The sequence below is a fragment of the Pseudomonas sp. G.S.17 genome (assembly GCF_038096165.1).
Classification (GTDB): Bacteria; Pseudomonadota; Gammaproteobacteria; order Pseudomonadales; family Pseudomonadaceae; genus Aquipseudomonas.
The window spans coordinates 5303797-5324704 of sequence record NZ_CP151076.1 but is presented as its reverse complement, the minus strand read 5'-3'; the positions used below and the strand labels follow the sequence as shown (position 1 = coordinate 5324704).

General features: G+C 60.0%; 20 protein-coding genes. 12 read left to right on the top strand and 8 right to left on the bottom strand.

The window, feature by feature from the left end; translation table 11 throughout:
* Window positions 1-193 precede the first annotated feature (193 nt).
* Window positions 194-1111 (bottom strand): histone deacetylase, encoded by a 918-nt coding sequence (locus tag AABC73_RS24695; protein ID WP_341521343.1) that lies wholly within the window; start codon window positions 1109-1111, stop codon window positions 194-196.
* Between the two features lie 132 nt (window positions 1112-1243).
* Here AABC73_RS24695 and AABC73_RS24690 point away from each other — a divergent pair, with 132 nt between their 5' ends.
* From AABC73_RS24690 to AABC73_RS24680, 3 genes are all read left to right on the top strand, one after another.
* Window positions 1244-1813 carry a GNAT family N-acetyltransferase gene (locus AABC73_RS24690; RefSeq protein ID WP_331153120.1) on the top strand — a complete coding sequence of 190 codons (570 nt, stop codon included), beginning with the start codon at window positions 1244-1246 and terminating at the stop codon, window positions 1811-1813.
* A gap of 82 nt (window positions 1814-1895) precedes the next feature.
* A complete protein-coding gene (gene tesB, locus AABC73_RS24685; protein ID WP_341521342.1) occupies window positions 1896-2765 on the top strand; it encodes an acyl-CoA thioesterase II in 870 nt (289 codons plus the stop codon).
* The gene (locus tag AABC73_RS24680) at window positions 2762-3352 is read left to right on the top strand and encodes an HAD family hydrolase (protein ID WP_341521341.1); all 591 of its coding nucleotides are present in this window, start codon (window positions 2762-2764) and stop codon (window positions 3350-3352) included. Before tesB ends, AABC73_RS24680 begins: the two co-directional genes overlap by 4 nt.
* A 106-nt stretch (window positions 3353-3458) precedes the next feature.
* Here the strand turns inward: AABC73_RS24680 and AABC73_RS24675 are convergent, their stop codons facing one another.
* From AABC73_RS24675 to AABC73_RS24660, 4 genes are all read right to left on the bottom strand, one after another.
* Window positions 3459-4445, bottom strand: coding sequence for an alpha/beta hydrolase (locus tag AABC73_RS24675; protein WP_341521340.1), 987 nt, complete (start codon window positions 4443-4445; stop codon window positions 3459-3461).
* Between the two features lie 4 nt (window positions 4446-4449).
* Window positions 4450-5334 (bottom strand): neutral zinc metallopeptidase, encoded by an 885-nt coding sequence (locus tag AABC73_RS24670; protein ID WP_331153124.1) that lies wholly within the window; start codon window positions 5332-5334, stop codon window positions 4450-4452.
* Window positions 5335-5544: 210 nt separating this feature from the next.
* Entirely contained in the window at window positions 5545-6630 is a 1086-nt protein-coding gene (gene trmA / locus AABC73_RS24665) for a tRNA (uridine(54)-C5)-methyltransferase TrmA (protein WP_341521339.1), read from the bottom strand.
* 10 nt (window positions 6631-6640) lie between these two features.
* Entirely contained in the window at window positions 6641-7936 is a 1296-nt protein-coding gene (locus AABC73_RS24660; RefSeq protein ID WP_065836138.1) for an NCS2 family permease, read from the bottom strand.
* 205 nt (window positions 7937-8141) lie between these two features.
* On the opposite strand from AABC73_RS24660, the gene AABC73_RS24655 reads away from it, so the two are divergent.
* From AABC73_RS24655 to AABC73_RS24630, 6 genes are all read left to right on the top strand, one after another.
* Window positions 8142-8690, top strand: coding sequence for a DJ-1 family glyoxalase III (locus tag AABC73_RS24655; RefSeq protein WP_341521338.1), 549 nt, complete (start codon window positions 8142-8144; stop codon window positions 8688-8690).
* 253 nt (window positions 8691-8943) lie between these two features.
* Window positions 8944-9465 (top strand): (2Fe-2S)-binding protein, encoded by a 522-nt coding sequence (locus AABC73_RS24650; protein WP_341521337.1) that lies wholly within the window; start codon window positions 8944-8946, stop codon window positions 9463-9465.
* The gene (locus tag AABC73_RS24645; protein WP_341521336.1) at window positions 9462-10451 is read left to right on the top strand and encodes a xanthine dehydrogenase family protein subunit M; all 990 of its coding nucleotides are present in this window, start codon (window positions 9462-9464) and stop codon (window positions 10449-10451) included. Before AABC73_RS24650 ends, AABC73_RS24645 begins: the two co-directional genes overlap by 4 nt.
* Window positions 10448-12658, top strand: a complete 2211-nt coding sequence (locus AABC73_RS24640; protein WP_341521335.1) for a xanthine dehydrogenase family protein molybdopterin-binding subunit — start codon at window positions 10448-10450, stop codon at window positions 12656-12658. Before AABC73_RS24645 ends, AABC73_RS24640 begins: the two co-directional genes overlap by 4 nt.
* Before the next feature lie 263 nt (window positions 12659-12921).
* Entirely contained in the window at window positions 12922-13863 is a 942-nt protein-coding gene (locus tag AABC73_RS24635) for a choline ABC transporter substrate-binding protein (RefSeq protein ID WP_341521334.1), read from the top strand.
* Between the two features lie 126 nt (window positions 13864-13989).
* Window positions 13990-14892 (top strand): alpha/beta hydrolase, encoded by a 903-nt coding sequence (locus AABC73_RS24630; RefSeq protein WP_341524326.1) that lies wholly within the window; start codon window positions 13990-13992, stop codon window positions 14890-14892.
* Window positions 14893-14936: 44 nt separating this feature from the next.
* Here the strand turns inward: AABC73_RS24630 and AABC73_RS24625 are convergent, their stop codons facing one another.
* Complete coding sequence (locus AABC73_RS24625) at window positions 14937-16190, bottom strand: MFS transporter (protein ID WP_341521333.1); 1254 nt, start codon at window positions 16188-16190, stop codon at window positions 14937-14939.
* A gap of 409 nt (window positions 16191-16599) precedes the next feature.
* Here AABC73_RS24625 and AABC73_RS24620 point away from each other — a divergent pair, with 409 nt between their 5' ends.
* The 3 genes from AABC73_RS24620 to AABC73_RS24610 are packed head-to-tail and all read left to right on the top strand — an operon-like array spanning window position 16600 to window position 19276.
* Entirely contained in the window at window positions 16600-18042 is a 1443-nt protein-coding gene (locus AABC73_RS24620; RefSeq protein WP_341521332.1) for a cytochrome ubiquinol oxidase subunit I, read from the top strand.
* Window positions 18043-18045: 3 nt separating this feature from the next.
* On the top strand, window positions 18046-19053 hold the full coding sequence (cydB, locus tag AABC73_RS24615; RefSeq protein WP_341521331.1) for a cytochrome d ubiquinol oxidase subunit II: 1008 nt from the start codon (window positions 18046-18048) through the stop codon (window positions 19051-19053).
* A 52-nt stretch (window positions 19054-19105) separates the two neighbouring features.
* Window positions 19106-19276, top strand: a complete 171-nt coding sequence (locus AABC73_RS24610; protein WP_331153143.1) for a DUF2474 domain-containing protein — start codon at window positions 19106-19108, stop codon at window positions 19274-19276.
* Between the two features lie 67 nt (window positions 19277-19343).
* On the opposite strand, the gene AABC73_RS24605 is transcribed toward AABC73_RS24610, so the two are convergent.
* Window positions 19344-20468, bottom strand: coding sequence for a methyltransferase (locus AABC73_RS24605; RefSeq protein WP_341521330.1), 1125 nt, complete (start codon window positions 20466-20468; stop codon window positions 19344-19346).
* Between the two features lie 120 nt (window positions 20469-20588).
* Entirely contained in the window at window positions 20589-20822 is a 234-nt protein-coding gene (locus tag AABC73_RS24600) for a helix-turn-helix transcriptional regulator (RefSeq protein ID WP_341521329.1), read from the bottom strand.
* Window positions 20823-20908 lie beyond the last annotated feature (86 nt).

Here is a 20908-nt window from a genome sequence, read left to right as displayed (position 1 = left end):
GCGAGTTTGGCATCTCAGTAGGAGGGGACTTGTCCCCGATGGCGTCGGATTGACCAGCATCATACAGCCTGACCCAGCCCGGTATCTGCGCCGGCCTCTTTCCCGGACAAGTCCGGTCCTACCAGATCCGCTCCAATCGGTAGGAGGGGACTTGTCCCCGAATGCTGGTGTCGAAAGTCGTGTGTCTTGCCGCTCACAACCCCTGCGCCACCCAGACCTTCTGCGCGCTGTGATGCAAAATCCCGTGGCGGCGCGCCAACGCCTGGCGATCTTTGCTGTAGCCGCCGCCGATCACGCCCATCACCGGAATATCCCGTTGCAGGCAGTGGCGCAGCACGGCTTCGTCTCGCGCCGCCACGCCAGCATCGGTCAGTTTCAGGTAGCCGAGGGCGTCGTCCTGATGCACATCGACACCCGCGTCATACAACACCAGATCCGGCTTATAGAACGGCAGCAAGTAATTGAGCACATCATCGACGACTGTCAGGTATTCCTCATCGCCCATGCCCATGGCCAGCGGGATGTCCCAGTCGCTGTGGGCCTTGCGGGCCGGAAAGTTCTTTTCGCAATGCAGCGAGACGGTGATGGCATCTTCGGTGTCGGCGAGAATCCGCGCCGTGCCGTCGCCCTGATGCACGTCGCAATCGAAAATCAGCACTTTGCTCACGCGGCCGCTCTGCAGCAGGTATTGGCTGATCACCGCCAGGTCATTAAAGATGCAAAATCCGGCGGGATAATCGTAGTGTGCGTGATGGGTGCCGCCCGCCAGATGACAGGCGAGGCCGTGTTCAAGAGCCGTTTCGGCAGTCAGCAGCGAGCCGCCGACCGCGCGTACGGTACGGCGGGCGAGGGCTTCGCTCCACGGCAGGCCGAGGCGGCGCTGGTCTTCCCGGGACAGATCACCTTCCATATAGCGGCGAATGTAGGACCGATCGTGGGCCAGGGCCAGAATCTCGTTCGGGCACAGTTCCGGACGCAACAGTTGCGCATCGGTCGTCAGGCCGCTGTCGATCAAGTGATCGCGCAGCAGCCGGAACTTGTCCATGGGGAAGCGATGGTCAGCCGGGAAGTCCGGGCTGTAATCCTCGTGATAGATGAGCGGCAGGGACATTTTGCGTCCGTTGGGAGGTCGAAGCCGGATAGTGCCAGCATTGCTCGTATCCGCCCAGCTTTGCGGTTTGATCGAGCGCAACACGGGCCGACTATCCACCGACGGGTCAGACAGGCTGTTTAGGAGCAAACGATGGAGCCGATACTCAAGCTCGAGAGCGCACGATTGTTGATGCGCCAGTGGCGAGATGACGATTTGCCGGCATTTGCCGCCATGTGCGCCGACCCGCAGGTGATGCGTTACTTTCCAGCGCCGCTGACGCGTCTGGAAAGCGCGGCGTTGATCGGACGCGTGCGTGGGCATTTTGCCGAGCTGGGCTTTGGAATGTGGGCGCTGGAGCGTAAAGACAGCGGTGAGTTCATTGGCTTCACTGGCCTTTGCGTGGTGGGTTTCGATGCGCACTTCACCCCGGCGGTGGAAATCGGTTGGCGCCTGGCGCGCGAGCATTGGGGCTTCGGTTACGCCAGTGAAGCGGCCTGGACCGCTCTGGGCTGCGGGTTCGAGCGCCTGGGGCTGGAGCAGATCGTGTCGTTTACCGCCGTCAGCAACCTGCCGTCGCAGAAAGTCATGCAGGCCATCGGCATGCACAGCGATCCTGCGGAGAACTTCGAGCACCCGAAACTTCCGCCAGGGCATCCGCTCACACCCCACGTGCTGTATCGGATCAATCGCCAACAATGGCTGAAAACCCTGCAAGCTTGACCGGGAATGCCTGGTTTATTTCTGTATCATTTCAACTTTGTCGCGCCGCAAAGGGCGACCAGGTTTGGGTGAGGAATGATGAATGAGCCAAGTATTGGATGATCTGGTCGAGCTGCTGACTCTGGAGCCGATTGAGGAAAACCTGTTTCGCGGCCGCAGCCAGGACCTTGGCTTTCGTCAGTTGTTCGGTGGGCAAGTGTTGGGCCAGTCGCTGTCGGCCGCCAGCCAGACCGTAGAGGACGAGCGCCACGTGCATTCGCTGCACGGCTATTTCCTGCGCCCCGGCGATGCTGGTTTGCCGGTGGTCTATCAGGTGGATCGGGTGCGCGATGGCGGCAGTTTCAGTACGCGTCGGGTCACGGCCATTCAGAAAGGTCAGCCGATCTTCACTTGCAGTGCTTCCTTCCAGTACGACGAGAAGGGCTATGAACATCAGACGTCGATGCCCGATGTGGTCGGCCCGGAAAACCTGCCTTCGGAGCTGGAATTGCTGCAGCAACGCGCGCACCTGATTCCCGAGCAGATGCGCGACAAGATGCTCTGCCCCAAGCCGATCGAATTCCGTCCGGTGACGGCGTCCGATCCTTACGATCCGCAGCCTGCCGAGCCGGTGAAGTACATCTGGTTCCGTGCCGATGGCACGTTGCCGGATGTTCCCGCGCTGCATAAATATCTGATGGCCTACGCGTCGGACTTCAATCTGCTGACCACTTCGTTGCTGCCGCATGGCAAGACGGTCTGGCAGAAGGACATGCAAGTAGCCAGTCTTGATCATTCGCTGTGGTTTCATGGCGACCTGCGCGCCGATGACTGGCTGCTGTATGCGATGGACAGCCCGTGGGCCGGCAATTCCCGTGGATTTTCCCGAGGCAGCGTTTACAACCGCGCCGGTCAGCTGGTGGCTTCGGTCAGTCAGGAAGGCCTGATTCGTCATCGCAAGGATTGGGCATGAACCTGAACGGAATTCACCACTGGGTGTTCGACATGGACGGCACCCTGACCATCGCCGTGCATGATTTTCCGGCGATCAAACGCGCGCTGGATATCCCGCAGGATCACGACATTCTCGGTCATCTGGCGGCATTGCCCGCCGATGTGGCTGCGGCCAAACACGCCTGGTTGCTGGAACATGAGCGTGAACTGGCCTTGGGTTCGCAAGCGGCGCCGGGCGCGGTGGAATTGGTACGAGATCTGGCCGGGCGTGGTTATCGGCTCGGCATCCTGACCCGCAACGCGCGGGAGCTGGCGCATGTGACCCTTGAAGCCATCGGGCTGGCGGATTGTTTTGCCCTGGAAGATATCCTTGGCCGCGACGAAGCCGCGCATAAACCTGACCCAGCCGGCCTGCTGCATCTGGCGCGGGCCTGGCAGGTCGAGCCGTCGCAGATGGTCATGGTCGGCGATTATCGCTTTGATCTGGACTGCGGCCGTGCTGCCGGAACCCGCACGATTCTGGTCAATCTGCCGGAAAACCCATGGCCGGAACTGGCCGATTGGCACGCGCAGGATTGCGTGGAATTGCACGGGTTGCTGGCCTGACAACTACCCCTGCTGGAGGCTTACCCGCGAAGGGGCCGTTTCAGGCGACATATATACGTCGATTGAAATTCCGATTCGCGGGCAAGCCTCGCTCCAACGGGTAAAGTCAAAGCGGCTTGAACAACACCGCCTGGCCTTCCGGCGAGGTGAACATACCGTCGCCGTTATGACCCACATTTGGCACGATGATCAAACGCTGGTTCAGGCCTTCCGGATGGCGCTTGGTCAGGTAGTTGAAGTAGTTCTGGCCGCGCGCCAGGCGGAATGCGCCCTGGGCTTCGGCGCCGCAGGTCTTGTCCAGCGCGGGATGGTTGGGGTTGGTGTCGAGTTCACCCAGCAGGTAAGTGACGTCGCGTTTGACGTAACCCTGCTCGATTTCAGCCGGGTTCACTTTGCCGGCATAGGTCGGCATGTGTTTCAAACCGTACTTCCAGTCATCAAAGCCAGGGCACTGCGCCGCTGTTACCGGCAACGGCCGCTCGGCATCGAAATACGCGTAGCTGGACGGGTTGGCGATCACATAACGCAGCTTGATGCCTTCTTTCCTGAGCAGCACGTCTTCCTTGCCGCCGAGCATCACGTAGCGTTGCACCACCTGCGCGCCGCCGGAGTGACCGGCAATCACGATTTCCTTCAGGTTCGGGTACAACTTGCTGTCGCTGAGGCGGCGCAGGATATGGTCGATGACGATGAACGAGCTGACCGGCTTGGGCCCGATGGCGGTGTCGCCGGCCATCCAGTCATTGCCGTGCCAGCGTAGGATGTTGTCCGCAAGGTGGTGGGCGACGACATCCTTCTCATTGAGAAATTGCGGCGCTATCAACAGCGTCTTGCTGCGTTCCTTGGACTGGTTGGCGGCACGCTCGATGCTGCGCAAGTAGGTCTGCGCATTACGCAAGCGGCCGTGCAGAACAATCACCGCACGCTCGATCTGCGGCTTGGGCCTGTTCCATTGCTGGCTCAAACCGAGCGTTGCCTGCACGCCATTAATGGTCAGTCGATTCGGACTGATTGATTTGACCGCCTGATCCTCGGCATGAGCTGCAAAACTCAGAAGGGCGCTTAACGACAGGACCAGAAGCGGTTTTATCATGTGATCAGAGGCTCTTTGCTGCGAACGTGTCGCACTGATTGATTTGGCCTTGGGCGAAGCCGGTCTTGAACCAGCGAACCCGTTGAGCGGAGGTCCCGTGCGTGAACGAATCGGGTACTACGCGGCCCTGGCTTTGCTGCTGCAAACGGTCATCGCCAATGGCGTTGGCCGCGTTCAGCGCTTCTTCAATATCTCCGGGTTCGAGCCAGTTCAAACGCTTTTGCGCATTGAAAGCCCAGACACCTGCCAGACAGTCGGCCTGAAGTTCCTGGCGTACCAGCAACCCATTGGTGCCTTCCATTTTCTGGCCCCGTTGACGGGCTGCCTGAACCTTATCTGAAACACCCAGTAACGTCTGCACATGATGGCCTACTTCGTGAGCAATCACATAGGCCTGGGCGAAATCTCCTGCGGCCTTGAAGCGCTGTGACATTTCCCGGAAGAAGTCCATGTCCAGATAGACCTGGCGGTCTGCCGGGCAGTAGAACGGGCCGCTGGCCGACGACGCAAAACCGCACGCCGACTGAACCTGGCCGCGAAACAGCACCAGCTTCGGATCCTGGTATTGGCGGCCGTTAAGCTGGAAGACTGCACGCCAGGTGTCTTCGGTATCGCCCAGAATTGAACGGACGAACTCAGCCTGCTGATCGTTGGCGGGTGGCGCCTGGGTTGTTTGCGGGCTGACTGCCGCCGGTTGTTCGCTTAGCTGGCCGGTGATCTGCCCGAGAATCTGCATCGGGTCCTGACCGGTCAACAGACCGATAGCGACAATGATGACGATGCCACCGATGCCCAATCCCTTGCCGCCCAAGCGCATTCCACCGCCGCCGCTACCGCTGTCTCGCGCATCTACCACGTTGTCGCTGCGGCGACCTTTTTTCCATAGCATGGGGCAATCCTCTACTGATCCTTTATGGAGTTTCGCTGCTAGGTCGGGTATGCGCCAGTCTGATTATTCAGGCTGGCGAAATGGATGACGTAAAGCGACGAATCTTCGACGGATAGATAGAGATGTTTCGGTGGGTATTAGTTCGCCATTATTCCGCGTTGTACAGCCTGGCTTGCCTAGCTCGTTCAGGGGTCGCTGACTGTGCCGTCATCAGCGCCTTACCAGCAAAACCCCCGACTCCATGTGATGGGTATACGGAAACTGGTCAAACAGCGCGCAGCGCTCGACGCGATGGGTGTCGTGCAGTTGCGCGATGTTGGCAGCCAGGGTTTCCGGGTTGCAGGAGATATAAAGGATGCGCTCGAAGCGCCGGGTCAGCTCGCAGGTGTCCGGGTCCATACCGGCGCGCGGCGGGTCGACGAAGACGCTGCCGAACTCGTAGCTCTTCAAATCCACGCCATGCAGGCGACGGAACGGTCGCACTTCATTCAACGCCTGGGTCAGCTCTTCGGCTGAAAGACGCACCAGCGTGACGTTATCCACCGCGTTGTCCGCCAGATTGGCCAACGCCGCATTCACCGAAGTCTTGCTGATTTCGGTGGCCAGTACTTTGCGCACTCGCGTTGCCAATGGCAGGGTGAAGTTGCCGTTGCCGCAATACAACTCCAGCAAATCGTCATCCCGCGTGCCCAGGGCGTCGTAGGCCCAGGTGAGCATCTTCTGGTTCACCGTGCCGTTGGGCTGAGTGAACGCGCCTTCCGGCTGGCGATAACTGAAGGTGCGTCCGGCGACGTCCAGTTCCTCGGTCACGTAGTCGCGGCCGATTACCAGACGCTGGCCCTTGGAACGTCCGATCAGGCTGACGTCCAGTTCGGCGGCGAGTTTTTCGGCGGCGGCGGTCCACTCTTCGTCCAGCGGGCGGTGATAACACAGGGTGATCATCGCGTCGCCGGCCAGCGTGGTCAGGAAATCCACCTGAAACAGCTTGTGGCTCAGCACGCCGCTGGCTTCCCAGCGGTCGCGCAACACCGGCATCAGGGCATTGATGCGCGCGCTGGCGATGGGCAAACCTTGCAGCAGGATCGGCGTGCGGTTGTCGCCGGGAGCGAACATCGCGTAGTGACGCTTCTGGTCCTCGCGCCACAGACGGAATTCGGCGCGCAGCCGGTAATGCTCGCGCGGCGAGTCAAACACCTGCGGCTCGGGTGCGTCGAACGGCGCCAGCAACTCACGCAGGCGCATGGCTTTCTCTGCGAGCTGACGGTCGTAGCTGGCAGGATCGAATGGAACGCTCATTGAAGAAGACTCATGCAGGGAACCAACCCAACTTGATCACGAACAGAATCGACAGGATCACCAGCGCAGAATTCAGCTCGCGCCAGCGGCCCGACAACAGTTTGATCGCTGTCCAGGAAATAAAACCAAAGGCGATGCCGTTGGCAATGGAATAGGTGAAAGGCATGGCCAGCGCGGTGATGACCACGGGCGCGGCGACGGTGATGTCATCCCAGTCGATTTCAGCCAGACCGGAAGTCATCAGCACGGCCACGAACAGCAGGGCAGGGGCCGTGGCGAAGGCTGGAACGCTGCTGGCCAGCGGCGCGAAGAACAACGCCAGCAGGAACAGAATCGCTACGACAATCGCAGTCAAACCGGTGCGCCCACCAGCGCTGACGCCGGCTGCGGACTCGATGTAACTGGTGGTGGTCGAGGTGCCCAGCAGCGAACCGGCCATGGCTGCGGTACTGTCGGCGATCAGCGCGCGGCCCATTTTCGGCATGTGGCCGTTCTTGTCCATCAAACCGGCGCGTTTGGCGACGCCGATCAACGTGCCGGAGTTGTCGAACAGATCGACGAACAGGAAGGCGAAGATCACGCTGATCAGACCAATGTCCAGCGCGCCCCTGATGTCCAGTTGCAGGAAGGTCGGGGCTAGCGAAGGCGGCATCGACATCACCCCGCCAAACGGCGTGAAGCCCAGGACGATCGAGGCGATGGTCACCGCGAGAATGCCGATCAGTACCGCGCCGCGTACCTGGAGTCTTTCCAGGGCGACAATCAGGAAGAAGCCCAGCGTCGCCAGCACCGGCGCCGGTTGTTTCAGGTCGCCCATGCCAACCATGGTTGCCGGATTGCTGACCACGATGCCCGCGTTGTGCAGGGCAATCAACGCCAGGAACAGGCCTATACCGGCGGCAATTGCCGAGCGTAACGGCAGCGGAATGCTGTTGATGATCCATTCACGGATGCGAAATATCGACAAAATGAAGAACATCACTGCCGAAATGAACACCGCGCCCAGCGCTACTTGCCAGGTATGGCCCAGGTGCAGCACGACGGTATAGGTGAAGAACGCGTTCAGCCCCATACCCGGCGCCAGGGCAATCGGGTAGTTGGCAATCAGGCCCATGGTCGCCGAACCGATGGCGGCGGCCAGACAGGTAGCGACGAACAGCGCGCCCTTGTCCATGCCGGTTTCGCCGAGGATGCTCGGGTTGACGAACAGGATGTAGGCCATGGCCAGAAAGGTCGTGATGCCCGCGAGAATCTCGGTGCGCACGTTGGTGTTGTGTGCCTTGAGTTGAAACAGCCGTTCCAGCATGTCTGGCTCCCCGTGACGCGCCTGCGTCGTAAATGAATCGACTAAAACAGCAAAGCACAGACTGCTCGGCAGCCGGGACATTTTCTGTGGGTCGAAAAAGCCGCGCATCATACCAGTAGCGTGTTCATATGACTGCTCACCGATCATCGGCGGTTGTTCATAAATTCTGGCTAAGCTTGCCGTAAACCTTGTCGAGGAGTCGCCTGTGAGTAAAAGAGCCTTGATTGCGGTGGCAGATGGCATCGACGATCTGCAAAGCGTGACTTTGATCGACGTGCTGCGGCGCGCTGATATCGACGTGGTAGTGGCCAGCATCGAAGCGCGGCGCATGCTGACTTGCGTGCGGGGCACTCGTTTGACAGCCGACACCATGCTGGTGGATGTGCTGGCGCAGACCTTCGATTTGATCGTGCTGCCCGGTGGCTCGCCCGGCGCCCGGCATCTGGCCGAACATCAGCCGTTGGCGCAACGGGTGCGCGAGCAAGCCGCCGCTGGCCTGTTCTACGCCGCAATGGATGAATCCCCGGCGCTGGCGCTTCAGGCCTATGGCGTGCTCAAGCAGCGCCGCATGACCTGTAGCGAAGCGGTCAGTGATCAGCTCTCCGGCTGTTCATTTGTTGATCAACCGGTGGTGGTGGACGGCAATTGCATCACGGCAAAAGGCTCAGTCGCCGCCCTGGAATTCGCCTTGATGCTGGTCGAGCAGCTGTGCGGCAAGGTGCGGCGCTCAGCGGTTTTGAACACCATCGCCTGACGCTGGATCAGGTAGGAGGGGACTTGTCCCCGAAAGCGTACTCTGAGGCGTGTGATTTTCCAGACTTGTCTCGTTGTCCGTCCCATTGCCTTCGGGGACAAGTCCCCTCCTACCCGTTTGTATCCGCCCTTGACCCGCTTTTCAGCCCCCTATCGACGCCCGTCAACAAACCCTGAACGTTGCCAACCCCACGAAGTCGTACCCCTTAAGACGCAGAATAACTGCGCTAAAAAGTACCTACCGTGAGGTTCTCATGACTGCAACGACCCCCAAGGATTTCGCCGGCCACGCGATAAGCCTGACCCTCAACGGCCAAACCCGGCAGCTCGATGTGCAGCCGTGGACGACATTGCTGGATCTGCTTCGCGACCGGCTTGACCTGACCGGTAGCAAGAAAGGCTGTGATCACGGCCAGTGCGGTGCATGTACCGTGCTGCGCGACGGCAAACGCATCAATGCCTGCCTGACTCTGGCGATCATGTGCGATGGCGCGGAACTGACCACCATCGAAGGACTGGCCGATGGCGAGCAGCTGCATCCGCTGCAGCAGGCCTTCGTCAAGCACGACGCGTTTCAGTGTGGCTATTGCACGCCAGGGCAGATTTGCTCGGCGGTTGGCCTGGCCAATGAAGGACGCGCCAACAGCCGCGCCGAAATCCAGGAAATGATGAGCGGCAACCTGTGCCGTTGTGGGGCGTACAGCAATATCCTCGCCGCAGTTGAAGACGTGCTGCCCGAAATGCGCGAAGCGCAACGCGCAAGGAGCGGCCAATGAATCCCTTCACTTATAGCAAGCCCGCGACCGTCAGCGACGCCGTCCACCTGAGCGGTGCGGCAACGCGATTTATCGCGGGCGGCACCAACCTGCTCGACCTGATGAAAGAAAACATCACCCGGCCTGAGCACCTGATCGATATTACCGGCTTGCCACTCAAGAGCATCACCCCGACCCCCAATGGCGGCGTGTTGATTGGTGCATTGGTGAGCAATGCCGATCTGGCCTGGAACCCGATCATCGAAAAGCAGTATCCGCTGTTGTCCAAAGCGGTCCTGGCAGGCGCTTCGCCGCAGTTGCGCAACATGGCCAGTACTGGCGGCAATCTGTTGCAGCGCACCCGCTGCTATTACTTCTACGACGCCGGCGTGCCCTGCAACAAACGAGAACCGGGCAGCGGCTGTCCAGCGCGGACGGGCCTGAACCGGATTCACGCGATTCTGGGTGCCAGCGACGAATGCGTCGCGACTCATCCTTCGGACATGTGCATCGCCCTGTCCGCGCTGGATGCAGTCCTCCACGTAGAAGGTCGGGCAGGCGTTCGCACAATCGAATTCGCCGACTTCCACCGACTGCCGGGCAATTCGCCTGAACGTGACAATCAGCTGGCTGATGACGAACTGATCACTGCTGTTGAGCTGCCGCCAGCCGGTTTCAGCGCCAACCACAATTACCTGAAAATCCGGGATCGTGCGTCTTATGCGTTCGCCCTGGTGTCCGTCGCTGCTGCGCTGGAGCTGGACGGTGGAATCATTCGCGACGTGCGCCTGACCCTTGGCGGCGTTGCGCACAAACCTTGGCGCGACAAGGCCGTCGAGCAATCGCTGATCGGCAAACCGGTGTCTCGTGAGCACTTCGCAGTGGCGGCGGATGCGCTGCTCAAGGACGCCCAGCCACTGGAGCACAACGCCTTCAAAATCAAGCTGGCGCGTCGGGCGATCATTCGCGCCCTGAGCGATGCCGCCGTGGGAGCCAACGCGCTATGAACAGCCTGACCAATAAGCCGTCCACGCCGCTGGGCCAACCGCTGGACCGCGTTGACGGCCGACTGAAAGTCACCGGACAGGCGCGTTATGCCGGTGAATTTCCGGAAACCGGCTTGCTGCACGGCAGCGTGGTGTCCAGCAGCATTGCCCGTGGCCGCGTGACGCATATCGATATCACCGAGGCCTTGCAGGTTCCCGGCGTAGTGATGGTCCTGGATCACAAAAACCGTCCAAGACTCGCCAGCTACGACAAAGACTATCAGGACGCCGATTCGGCAGAAGGTTCGCCGTTCCGCCCGTTGTATAACGACCGGGTTATGTACAGCGGCCAGCCGCTGGCGCTGGTGGTGGCCGAAACCCTGGAGCTGGCGCGATATGCCGGTTCATTGGTGCGTATCGAATATCTGGTCGAAGATCACGAGACGGATTTGCTCGCGGTACTGGACGAATCCCAGGACGCACCGGCCGAACTGCCCAAGCCGCGCGGCAACTTCCAGGCTGAGTTTGCCGGATCAGCATTGAGCGTCGACGTTCACTACAGCACGCCCATCGAGCATCACAATCCGATGGAACCCCACGCGTCCACCGTGCTGTATCAAGCCGATGGCAGCCTGCATATTCATGACAAGACCCAAGGCCCGCAGAATTGTCAGGATTACCTGCACAAGGTATTCGGCATGGAAAAGGAAAAGATCCGCGTGTTCGCCGCCTTTGTCGGTGGCGCGTTCGGTTCCGGACTGCGTCCGCAATATCAGCTGCCACTCGCGGTCATGGCTGCGCTGGAGTTGAAGCGTTCGGTGCGCGTGACCTTGACCCGACAGCAGATGTTCACCTTTGGCTATCGTCCGCGAACCTTGCAGCATCTGCGTCTGGGTGCAGCGGCCAATGGCCGGCTGTTGGCGGTCGGGCACGAAGCCATCGGCCAGACCTCGCGTTTTGAAGACTTCACCGAGCACGTCGTGGAATGGAGCGGCATGCTCTATCAGTGCGACAACGTGCAGCTCACTTACAAACTCGCGGCGCTGGATGTCTTCACCCCACTGGACATGCGCGCGCCTGGGGCCGCCCTGGGCTTGATCGGCCTGGAATGCGCCATGGATGAACTGGCCTGCGCCGTCGCGATCGACCCGGTGCAATTGCGCCTGATCAATTTCGCCGAGCGCAATGGCAATGAAGACAAGCCTTATTCGAGCAAAGAGCTGCGCGCCTGCTATGCGCAGGGCGCGGAACGTTTCGGCTGGAGCAAGCGCAATCCGGAACCGCGCAGCATGCGTGAAGGTCGGCAGCTGATCGGTTGGGGTATGGCGGGCGGCGTCTGGGAAGCGATGCAAATGAAGGCCAGCGCCAAGGCCCGGCTGGGCGTTGATGGCAAGTTGATCGTCAGCAGCGCAACCACCGATATCGGCACCGGCACCTACACCGTCATGACCCAGATCGCGGCAGCGGCGGCGGGCGTTGCGACTGAAGATGTCACCTTTTTGCTTGGCGACTCCTCGCTGCCCACTGCGCCATTGCAGGGTGGTTCCTTCACTGTTTCTTCGGTGGGCACCGCTGTGCAACAGGCCAGCAAGGCCTTGCGCGAGAAGCTGTTCGAGGCGGCCTGCCAGATCGATGCGCAGTGGAATTTAGCCCGCGCCGATCAGATGACCCTTGCCCAAGGCTACCTGTATTTGGGTGAGCAACAGCTGGCGTTGGCCGAGGTATTGAGCGGCCTTCCCGATGGGCTTGAGGTGCAGATCGACGCCGAGCCGGACAAGAAGCGCAAAGCTTATTCCACCGCGACGCATTCGGCGGTTTTCGTCGAAGTGCAGGTGGACGAAGATCTGGGCAGCATTCGGGTCAGCCGGGTGGTCAGCGCCATCGCGGCGGGACGGGTAGTCAATCCGAAAATGGCCCGCAGCCAGATCCTCGGCGGCGTGGTCTGGGGCATCGGCATGGCATTGCATGAAGAAACCCAGACTGACCATCACCTGGGGCGTCAGATGAACCACAGTCTTGCCGAGTACCACATTCCGGTTAATGCCGATATCGGCGACATTGATGTGATTCTCGTTGAAGAAGACGACGAGATCGTCAATGCATTGGGTTCCAAGGGTGTCGGCGAAATCGGCATCGTGGGCGTCGCAGCGGCGGTCGCCAACGCGATCTACCATGCAACCGGCAAGCGCGTTCGGGACTTCCCGATTACGCTGGATAAGGTGCTTTAACGGGTAGTGCTTACCTGTGGCAACTGTGTGGGAGCGAGCTTGCTCGCGAAGGCGGTGGTTCTGGCCTATTCGCGAGCAAGCTCGCTCCCACCAGGCCCGCTCCTGCAGCGCTGGCTTTGAATGTCGCCAGAGTGCAAGCACAGGTCGCGCTGGTGCGCTTCATGCAGCGCACTGCTGCGTAATTTGGTCACTCCGGCAGCACTCGTATTGCCGCTGATGCTTGAAAAAACCAAAAAATATCGAGCCGACCCGAGGGAGCACGCATGAAGAAACTAATTCGTCATATCAGTTGCGGTGTATTGATGCTGAGCAGTACAGCGTTGCTGGCTGCCGAACCCGCTGCGTGCCAGAACGTACGCATGGGCGTGGTCAACTGGACCGATGTGATCGCCACCAGCGCGGTTGCCCAGGTCTTGCTGCAAAACATGGGCTATGACGTCAAACAGACCAGCGCGGCGCAGCAGATTGTCTTCGGCGGTTTACGCGACGGGCGTCTGGATATCTTCCTCGGCTACTGGAAGCCGGCGATGGACAAGAATATCGCCCCGTTCGTGGCGGCCAATCAGGTCAAAGTCCTCGATAAACCCAGCATGAGTGATGCTCAGGCGACGTTGGCGGTGCCGGATTACGTGGCGGCTGGCGGGCTCAAGACCTTCGGCGATATCGCCAAATTCAAGGACAAGCTCGGCGGCAAGATCTACGGCATCGAACCAGGCACCGGCGCCAATACCAACATCAAGGACATGATCGCCAAGAACCAGTTCGGCCTCGGTGGCTTCCAGTTGGTCGAGTCGGGCGAGGCGGGGATGCTGGCGGCGGTTCAGCGCGCGGTCAAACGCAACGAATGGGTGGTGTTTGTCGGCTGGACCCCGCACCCAATGAACATCAATATGAAAATCGATTACCTGACCGGCAGCGAAGACGTCTTTGGTCCACAGGAAGGCGCCGCGACCGTTTCCGTCGTAACCGCTCCGGACTACGCCCAGCGCTGCCCGAACGTCAGCAAATTGCTGACCAATCTGACGTTCACCGCCGCTCAGGAAAGCCAGATGATGGTGCCGATCATGGATCGCAAGGCGCCGGATGATGTCGCCAAACAATGGCTGAAGGATCATCCCGAAGATCTGCAACGCTGGCTGGCCGGCGTGACAACCTTCGATGGCAAGGACGCAGCGCCAGCGGTTGTCGCCGCAATCGGGAAGTAGCGCTGGTTTCGTAGGGGCCAACTTGTTGGCGAAGCGGCGGCTTCGCGAGCAAGCTCGCTCCCACAGATGTTCACTCCCACACCCAATGGAGTCTTTGTGACCACCCATTACCCTCTGTCTGCCGAAATGGCCGGGTTCGTCGCCAGGACCCTGATCTTCAGCTCCTCCGCTCCGGATATGAACGAGCAGCGCGCGGCTTATTCGAAGATGTGCCGCGCGTTTAACCCGTCACGTCCGGCTGGCCTAGCCGTAACGGATTTCGAACTGGCTGATGTGCCGGTTCGCAGTTATCGACCTGAAAGCCTTTCCCCGAACACTGTTGCTGATTGCGTGCTGTACCTGCATGGCGGCGGGTGGGTGGTGGGCGATCTGGATTCTCACGATTTCATCTGCACCGATCTCGCCCTTGATCTGGGCTGTGTGGTCATCGCTGTGGACTATCGGCTGGCGCCGGAGCATCCGTTTCCGGCGGCTTTCGAGGATTGTGTGGCGGTCTGGCATGGCATTCAGGCGCAAGCAGACTGGCTGCGCATCGATCCGTCAAAGGTCGCGGTTGCCGGTGATAGCGCGGGGGCGACCTTGGCGGCTGCGTTGTGCCTGGCGCTGCGCGATGCGCGGCAGCGCCAGCCCAGCGGTCAGGTCCTGATCTATCCGGCGTTGGGCGGCGCAGCAGATTTGCCATCGCGCAGCGAATGTGCCGACGCCCCACTATTGAGCAGCGTGGATATTGATTGTTATCTGGCGCTGTACGCGACAAAGCCTGAACACATGCAGTCGCCTTATGCCTGGCCCTTGCTGGCGCAAGACTTCAGCCAGCTCGCCCCGGCGTTCATTGCCGTCGCGCAGTTCGATCCGCTGCGTGATGACGGCGTGGTTTATGAGCAGAAACTGCGCGATGCGGGCGTTGCGACGAGCTTTTATCCGGGTAAGGGATTGGTCCATGGCTGTCTGAGGGCCAAGGGACAGGCGCAGGAGGCCGATGAGTTGTATCGGTGGTTGGTGGGCGCGTTTTCCTTGGCCGGGTGCTGAAATCAGGCGTGGGAGCGAGCTCCCGCCGTTATCCGAGAATGAAGTTAAACGGTCGCCTTCTGTACTCCCGCCTCTTCCACCACATCCCGCATCCGGTCGCGATTGGCCAGGGTCGGGAACAGCTTGATCCAGATACCGGTCACCGCCAGGGTGCCGACGCCGCCCAGCACTACTGCCGGGACGGTGCCCAGCCAATGCGCGGTCAAACCGGATTCGAACTCCCCAAGTTGATTGGATGCGCCAATGAACAGCCCGTTGACCGCACTGACGCGGCCGCGCATTTCATCCGGGGTTTCCAGCTGCACGAACGAAGCGCGGATCACCATGCTGATCATGTCCGCCGCACCCAGCACGACCAGCACGGCCAGGGAAAACCAGAACGACGTCGACAAACCGAACGCGATGGTCGCCACCCCGAACACGCCGACGGCGGTAAACATCACGCGTCCCACGTTGCGTTCGACGTTGAAGTGCGCGAGCCACAACGACATGCCCAGCGCGCCGACTGCTGGCGCCGACCGCAACAAACCCAAGCCCCACGGGCCGGTCAGCAGGATATCGCTGGCGAATACTGGCAACAGCGCAGTCGCGCCGCCGAGCAGCACCGCGAACAGATCCAGGGAAATCGCGCCGAGTACGTCCGGGCGGCTACGGATAAAGCGAATTCCGGCCATCAGCGAATCGAGCGTTGCCTTGCCCTTGTTTAACGCCATCTGGCGAGCGGGCAGGCTGAGCATTAACCCGCAGGCAATCAGATATAGCAGCACGGTCGGGCCGTAGACCCAGCTGCTGCCGAATGCATACAGAAAACCGCCCAGCGCCGGCGCGACGATGGTCGCGGTTTGCTGCGCCGACTGCGCCGACGCTACCGCCCGGGGGAACAGTGAGCTGGGCACGATACTCGGCAGCAGCGCCTGGGTCGCAGGCATTTCGAACGAGCGAGACGCGCCCAGGGCAAACGCCAGAATAAAGATCATTTCCCGCGTCACGCTGTCCGTGGTGCTGCCGATGAACAGCGCCAGAGCGATCAATGCCTGTGCGGTCTGGCACAGCGCGGCGATCTTGCGTCGGTCGTAGCGATCCGCCACGTGACCGGTGTGCAACATGAACAGCACGCGAGGTGCGAACTCCACGAGCCCGACCAAACCCAGGTCCAGAACGTTGCCGGTCAGCTGATAAAGATTCCAGCCAATGGCCACTGTCAGCATCTGAAAACCACTGGCGGTGAAGATACGGGCGAACCAGAAAGCGACGAACGGACGATGATTGCGCAACAGAACGGGGGCTTGAGTCGGCATGAGTTACAGCGGCCTGGCGGGGGGGGATGGCCGAGATTATCACTTTGTAACAATGCATTGCCTGAAAGTATGGGCGATGCCGCCGGATTTTTTTGCGGAAGATGCGCCGCTTACAAATTCCACTTCGATATCAGAAAACTCCGAGGCCCAAGCTGGGCGGGCGTTTGCGGGGTGAGGCAAGACGTCACGCGACAAAAGACCACACAGAGCACGCGTTCAAATAGGTCTACTCTTTGATCGTTGGTTGACCTGCGTCAATGCACATAAAGCAATCGTGTGTAGGCGCAACCAACAGATCCCCCATGCCAGAAACAACACAGAACAATTCCACCCTGCCGTGCTCCATATTTGTGGGGGCAGTCGCTGATGGCCTCAAGTCACCAGCTGTATAACCTGAAGAGGAAGACCTATGTTCGGTTTGGAGGCAATTGATCTCGCCCGAATTCAGTTCGCGTTCACCATTTCGTTCCACATTCTGTTTCCTGCCATCACCATTGGTCTGGCAAGTTATCTGGCTGTGCTCGAAGGGCTGTGGCTGAAGACCCGTGAAGACGTCTACCGTGACCTGTACCATTTCTGGTCGAAGATCTTTGCCGTTAACTTCGGTATGGGTGTGGTTTCCGGGTTGGTCATGGCCTATCAATTCGGCACCAACTGGAGCCGGTTTTCGGATTTCGCGGGGGCTGTCACCGGTCCGCTGCTGACCTACGAGGTGCTTACGGCGTTCTTCCTCGAAGCAGGCTTCCTCGGCGTCATGTTGTTCGGCTGGAATCGCGTCGGTCGCAACCTGCACTTTTTCTCGACGGTCATGGTGGCTATCGGCACCCTGATTTCGACCTTCTGGATTCTGTCGTCCAACAGCTGGATGCAGACCCCGCAGGGCTTTGAAATCGTCGACGGCCGGGTGATCCCGACCGACTGGTTCGCCGTGGTGTTCAATCCATCGTTCCCGTACCGCCTGGCGCACATGTCCGTGGCAGCGTTCGTGGCAACGGCGTTCTTCGTCGGTTCATCGGCTGCCTGGCATTTGCTGCGCGGTCGCGACACACCGCCAATCCGCAAGATGCTGTCGATGGCCATGTGGATGGCGCTGCTGGTCGCGCCGGTACAGGCCGTGATCGGCGACTTCCATGGTCTGAATACCCTTGAGCATCAACCGGCAAAAATCGCTGCGATTGAAGGTCATTGGGAAAACGTCGGTGACGAGCCGACGCCATTGATCCTGTTCGGCCTGCCGAACATGAAAACTGAAACAACTGACTTTGCCGTGGAAATCCCGTATCTGGGCAGCCTGATCCTCACCCACAGCCTGGACAAGCAAGTCCCGGCGCTCAAGGAATTCAAGCCTGAAGACCGGCCCAATTCGACCATTGTGTTCTGGTCGTTCCGGGTCATGGTCGGCCTCGGCTTCCTGATGATCTTCACCGGACTGTGGAGCCTGTGGCTGCGCAAGCGTGACACGCTCTACAAATCCCGTCCGTTCCTGTACCTGGCGCTGTGGATGGGACCTTCGGGCCTGATTGCGATTCTGGCGGGCTGGATCACCACCGAAGTCGGTCGTCAGCCTTGGGTCGTGTACGGCCTGATGCGAACCAAGGACGCCTCGTCCGGGCACAGCATCGAGCAGATGACTTTTACTCTGGTGCTGTTTGTCGTGGTGTATTTCCTGCTGTTTGGTACCGGTCTTGGCTACATGATGCGTCTGGTGCGCAAAGGTCCGGTGGTCAACGAAGGCGATACGCCCAAGCACGGCGGCCCTGGTCAGAAACGTACTCCGGCTCGTCCGCTCTCCGCCGCTGAAGAAGGCGCCGAAGACCACGTCAATCAAGACAGCCTGACCAAGGAGCATTAAGCCATGGGTATTGATCTTCCGCTGATCTGGGCCATCATCATCATCTTCGGCATCATGATGTACGTCGTGATGGACGGCTTTGACCTCGGCATCGGCATCCTCTTCCCGTTCATGAAGCAAGAGCACGACCGCGATGTGATGATGAACACCGTCGCGCCAGTCTGGGACGGTAACGAAACCTGGCTGGTCCTCGGGGGCGCGGGTTTGTTCGGCGCATTCCCGCTGGCTTATTCGGTGGTGTTGTCGGCGCTTTATCTGCCATTGATCCTGATGCTGATCGGGCTGATTTTCCGTGGCGTTGCGTTCGAGTTCCGTTTCAAGGCCACCGCCGCCAAGCGTCACTTGTGGGACAAGGCCTTTATTGGCGGCTCGCTGACGGCCACGTTCTTCCAGGGGGTAGCGCTAGGGGCGTTTATTGATGGCTTCCCGGTGGTCAACCGGCAATTTGCTGGCGGTTCACTGGACTGGCTCACACCGTTCACGATGTTCTGCGGTGTGGCGTTGATTGTTGCCTATGCGCTGCTGGGCTGCACCTGGCTGATCATGAAGACCGAAGGCGCGTTGCAAAAGGCAATGCATGATCTGGCGCGTCCGTTGGCCTTTGCGGTGCTGGCCGTGATCGGCATTGTCAGTCTCTGGACGCCGCTGGCCCACCCGGACATCGCCAATCGCTGGTTTACGCTGCCGAATCTATTCTGGTTCCTGCCAGTGCCGATTCTGGTGCTGGTGACCATGTACGGTTTGTTCAAAGCCGTGGCGCGTAATGCGAACTACACGCCGTTCCTGTTGACGCTGGTGCTGATTTTCCTCGGCTACAGCGGCCTGGGTATCAGCTTGTGGCCGAACATCGTGCCGCCGTCGATTTCCATCTGGGACGCTGCTTCGCCACCGCAAAGCCAGGGGTTCATGCTGGTCGGGACGCTGTTCATCATCCCGTGCATCCTGGGCTACACGTTCTGGAGCTACTACGTGTTCCGTGGCAAGGTCACCCAGGAAGACGGCTATCACTAGCAGACTGGCCTCTGGCGCTTAGCGCCGGAGCCATTGATAGAGGAGATTGGCGATGTCTGGCAAAGAATCTTTTCATGACGACCAGGACCCGGCCCTGAAAAAGCCGCTCTGGCAGCGCGTGGCCTGGTTGATCGGTATCTGGGCGGGCAGTGTGTTCGCCCTGTATATCGTCGCCAGCCTGCTGCGGATGTTCATGACCGCCGCAGGTATGCGCACTCATTGACACGAATCCCATCCCGCGCTCACTGGGCGCGGCTTTCATAACCCTCCGTCTGGAGGGTTTTTTTGCTTTATTTGCGGGCTTTGAGGATCACGAACTTCGGTGTGGCAGCCACTTGCTCGACACCGCGAAACAGTCGCGCCAGTTTGCTGTGGTAACCCAGATGGCGGTTGCCGACCACATACTGCGCGCCACCGACGACCAGCGCCGCGCGGGCCTGTTGAAACATGCGCCAGGCGAGAAAATCGCCGACCACCTGTTGTTGGTGAAAGGGCGGGTTGCACAGCACCACGTCGAGGGAATCGGGTTCCTGGCTGGCGAGCCCGTCATCGGCGCGGATGACAGCTTCGCGCTCGCCCAGTGCCGTTTTCCAGTTCTGCGCAGCCGACTGCACGGCCATGAACGACTCGTCCACCAGGGTGTAATGGGCTTGCGGATTAGCCAGCGCGCTGGCAATCGCCAACACACCATTGCCACAACCCAGGTCGGCAACGCGGGCCGACCCCAGGTTTTGTGGCAGATGGGGCAAAAATGCGCGCGTGCCGATGTCCAGGCCTTCGCGGCAGAAAACATTGGCGTGGTTGACCAGCTCGATGGCGGGTTCGTCAAGCTTATAGATGGTCGGGTAGGGCGAGGGCTGGATTTCACCGGGTTGCGGCGTCGCGAACAGCAGCCGCGCCTTCTTGACTGCCAACGAGGCGGTCACCGGGCCGACATATTGCTCAAGCAACTCTCCGGCCGAACGTGGCAGATGCTTGACCATGGCCGCAGCCACGACCCGCGCGCCCGGTGCCAGTTGGCCTTGCAGGCGGATCAGCTGTTCTTCCAACAGCGCGAGGGTTTTCGGCACCCGGATCAGCACCCAGTCAAATGGCCCTTGCAGTGGCTCGCTGGCCGGAATCATCGGCACCGAGTCGTAAGCCATGTTGTTGCGGATCAGATTTTTTTCCAGACCGTGAGCGGCCAGGAACGAATCCGTGCTGCTGATGACCGTCGCATGTTGCGCGAGGCTCGCGGCCAGTGCGCCAAAGCTGTCATTGAGCACCAGCACCCGGCTCTGCAATGTCACGCCATGCTCGGCCACGTGGTTGAGCAAGTACTCATCGGCAGCGTCAAATGCCTGCAATGGCTCATCTTGCTGTTCCGGTTGGCGTATCAGATCGAGCTGGGCAAAGGGGGTGATAAGCAGGGGCATGGGCAGGCAAACTCAGGGGCAATCAACGTGTTGTCACATAAGCCCATGGTGCTCGGGCTCGCAGAAGACGGTGATTTTACGTGCTTTTTGCCGCTTGGCACTCTGTCGTTTGTCCTTTGCTCAGAACATGCCGCTTAACGCAGCCTGTACCACCGCCGAGATCTTGTTGCACGCGCCCATTTTTTGCACAGCGTTTGCCACGTGGAAGTGTACGGTTCGTTCTTTCATGCTGAGGATGATGGCGATATCTGCCGCTGTCTTGCCCTCGGCGGACCAGCGCAGAATTTCTATTTCTCGTGGGGTCAGGTGTTTGTCAGACACCCCCTGCAACGAGCTGACTAAAATTCTATCCATTCTCGCCTCCGTGCTGCTCTTCACTCATTCCATACGTAGAGACTCCAAGTGTAGGAAAAAAACCTCGAGGGGAATTTGGCGCTGGA

What these genes read in the sequence shown, in the direction of transcription:
- AABC73_RS24695 (WP_341521343.1), bottom strand. Translation starts at nt 1,111, where the DNA reads ATGTCCCTGCCGCTCATCTATCACGAGGATTACAGCCCGGACTTCCCG.
- AABC73_RS24690 (WP_331153120.1), top strand. Translation starts at nt 1,244, where the DNA reads ATGGAGCCGATACTCAAGCTCGAGAGCGCACGATTGTTGATGCGCCAG.
- tesB (WP_341521342.1), top strand. Translation starts at nt 1,896, where the DNA reads ATGAGCCAAGTATTGGATGATCTGGTCGAGCTGCTGACTCTGGAGCCG.
- AABC73_RS24680 (WP_341521341.1), top strand. Translation starts at nt 2,762, where the DNA reads ATGAACCTGAACGGAATTCACCACTGGGTGTTCGACATGGACGGCACC.
- AABC73_RS24675 (WP_341521340.1), bottom strand. Translation starts at nt 4,445, where the DNA reads ATGATAAAACCGCTTCTGGTCCTGTCGTTAAGCGCCCTTCTGAGTTTT.
- AABC73_RS24670 (WP_331153124.1), bottom strand. Translation starts at nt 5,334, where the DNA reads ATGCTATGGAAAAAAGGTCGCCGCAGCGACAACGTGGTAGATGCGCGA.
- trmA (WP_341521339.1), bottom strand. Translation starts at nt 6,630, where the DNA reads ATGAGCGTTCCATTCGATCCTGCCAGCTACGACCGTCAGCTCGCAGAG.
- AABC73_RS24660 (WP_065836138.1), bottom strand. Translation starts at nt 7,936, where the DNA reads ATGCTGGAACGGCTGTTTCAACTCAAGGCACACAACACCAACGTGCGC.
- AABC73_RS24650 (WP_341521337.1), top strand. Translation starts at nt 8,944, where the DNA reads ATGACTGCAACGACCCCCAAGGATTTCGCCGGCCACGCGATAAGCCTG.
- AABC73_RS24645 (WP_341521336.1), top strand. Translation starts at nt 9,462, where the DNA reads ATGAATCCCTTCACTTATAGCAAGCCCGCGACCGTCAGCGACGCCGTC.
- AABC73_RS24640 (WP_341521335.1), top strand. Translation starts at nt 10,448, where the DNA reads ATGAACAGCCTGACCAATAAGCCGTCCACGCCGCTGGGCCAACCGCTG.
- AABC73_RS24635 (WP_341521334.1), top strand. Translation starts at nt 12,922, where the DNA reads ATGAAGAAACTAATTCGTCATATCAGTTGCGGTGTATTGATGCTGAGC.
- AABC73_RS24630 (WP_341524326.1), top strand. Translation starts at nt 13,990, where the DNA reads ATGGCCGGGTTCGTCGCCAGGACCCTGATCTTCAGCTCCTCCGCTCCG.
- AABC73_RS24625 (WP_341521333.1), bottom strand. Translation starts at nt 16,190, where the DNA reads ATGCCGACTCAAGCCCCCGTTCTGTTGCGCAATCATCGTCCGTTCGTC.
- AABC73_RS24620 (WP_341521332.1), top strand. Translation starts at nt 16,600, where the DNA reads ATGTTCGGTTTGGAGGCAATTGATCTCGCCCGAATTCAGTTCGCGTTC.
- cydB (WP_341521331.1), top strand. Translation starts at nt 18,046, where the DNA reads ATGGGTATTGATCTTCCGCTGATCTGGGCCATCATCATCATCTTCGGC.
- AABC73_RS24610 (WP_331153143.1), top strand. Translation starts at nt 19,106, where the DNA reads ATGTCTGGCAAAGAATCTTTTCATGACGACCAGGACCCGGCCCTGAAA.
- AABC73_RS24605 (WP_341521330.1), bottom strand. Translation starts at nt 20,468, where the DNA reads ATGCCCCTGCTTATCACCCCCTTTGCCCAGCTCGATCTGATACGCCAA.
- AABC73_RS24600 (WP_341521329.1), bottom strand. Translation starts at nt 20,822, where the DNA reads ATGGATAGAATTTTAGTCAGCTCGTTGCAGGGGGTGTCTGACAAACAC.